The sequence below is a fragment of the Moraxella sp. I5G genome (genome assembly GCF_055193055.1).
Genome location: NZ_JBUXLH010000032.1, coordinates 1 through 1949, shown reverse-complemented (window position 1 = coordinate 1949; position 1949 = coordinate 1). Strand labels below are relative to the sequence as shown.

At 39.3% G+C, this 1949-nt stretch carries 1 protein-coding gene; it reads left to right on the top strand.

Annotation, left to right across the window (positions count from 1 at the left end; genetic code table 11):
• Positions 1-67: 67 nt before the first annotated feature.
• Positions 68-1903 (top strand): ShlB/FhaC/HecB family hemolysin secretion/activation protein, encoded by a 1836-nt coding sequence (locus ACZBKJ_RS09755; RefSeq protein WP_463200897.1) that lies wholly within the window; start codon positions 68-70, stop codon positions 1901-1903.
• Positions 1904-1949 lie beyond the last annotated feature (46 nt).

Here is a 1949-nt window from a genome sequence, read left to right as displayed (position 1 = left end):
AAATAAAATTATTAAACTCTTTATTTAAGTATATGATATAATTTATTTTAAATAAAATAGGATTTTTATGTACATTTTAGCTCGCCATTTGCATAAACCCAAAACAATGACAATCCGTCAAGTATTTATGATGGTGAGCATCGTGTTTGGTGGCACTGCTTATGCTCATACACCTGAGCAAGTTGCCAATCAACTTATTCAACTTCAACAGCAAAAGCAAGATGCTCTCAATCAATCACTAATCACCAGCCCCACTGTACACCTTGATATACCTAATCAAAAACAAACCATTGCTGATGTTCACAACGGTGATAACATTCATTTGCCTTGTTTTGCTATTCATCAAATCGCCTATACAAGCCTTGATGCTAGCAATACCACAGATTTGGCACAATTTGGGTTTGCTTTAACCCCTCTAACACATGGCAAAAGCAAGGTATTGGGGCAATGTTTAAATATTAATGATATCAACACCATTGTTCGTGATGTACAAAATCGCATCATAGAGCATGGTTATGTTACTACTCGGGTGCTTGTTGGCAATCAAAACCTATCAAGCGGTCAGCTACTACTGACGGTTGTAGTTGGTAAAATTGGGAAAATCAAAGCAGATACTAGCACAAGTGATATGTCTGTTTATGTAGATAATACAGGTCTGCCTGCTAATTTTGCGACAGCCCTACCATTTGGCAGTGGTGATGTGCTAAACATACGTCAATTAGAAACAGCCCTTGAAAACTTAAAACGTGTACCAACAGCAAATGCCGACTTTTCCATCACGCCAAGCGAAAATAACAAGATGGGTTTTAGTGATGTGGTGATTAACTATACTCAGTCAAGAAAGGTGCGTGGTAGTGTTAGTCTTGATGATTCAGGCTCAAAGTCTACAGGAAAATATCAAGGGGGTATGACACTAAGCTTTGATAATCCTACTTGGCATAATGATTTGTTGTATTTAAATTATAGCCGTGATTTGGGTAATAATATTAATAAAGATGAATACGCCCATAAAAATGCCAAAGGTGGCAGTAAAAACTATGGGATTGGTTATGTACTACCCATCAAAAATACTGTGATAACTGCCAATGCCAGCCATTACACTTACCATCAAACAGTGGCAGGCGTCAATCAAGATTATGTTTATAGCGGTGATTCAGATAATATTAGTCTAAATGCCAGTCATTTAGTTCATCGAGATGCACGCAGCAAGACATGGCTTAATGTGGGAAGCTTTATCAAATCACAAAAAAACTTTATTGATGATACTGAGATAGAAGTGCAACGCCGTAAAATCTCAGGTTGGATAGCAGGGGTTCGTCATGAGATACGCTTTGGGCAAAAACAACTGACTACTGATGTTAATGTACAGCGTGGTACAGGTGCGTTTAACGCCCTAATACCGCCTGAGAGCTCGTTTAATGAAGGAATGGCACGCACTTTTATTTACAAGCTCAATGCCAGTTTTGTCGCACCTATTAAAATTAAGAATGACTACCAATCAACCTATCAAGCTAACCTAAAAGCTCAATACACCCAAAAACCCTTAGTGCCTAGTGAGCGTATGAGCATTGGGGGGCGATATAGTGTACGTGGCTTTGATGGTGAGCGGACACTATCAGCAGATATGGGCATGTTATTGCGTCAAGACATAAGTTTTCCTATTAAGCAGTCCAATCACAGTCTGTATCTAGGGCTGGATGCTGGCAGCGTTGCCATGCAAAATAAAGAACAAGACAACTTGCTACTTGGACACACCCTAGTTGGCGGAGCAGTTGGCATCAAAGGGCAGATTAAGCCTCTTAAACTCAACTATGATGTATTTGCAGGACATCCCATCAGACAACCCCAATATTTTGGCGATAAAAAATGGGTAGGTGGTGTCAGTTTGGGGGTTGAGTTTTAAAGCTAGGTAGCCAAGATTAAGATGTGATTGATGTGTTAAGTTTTTT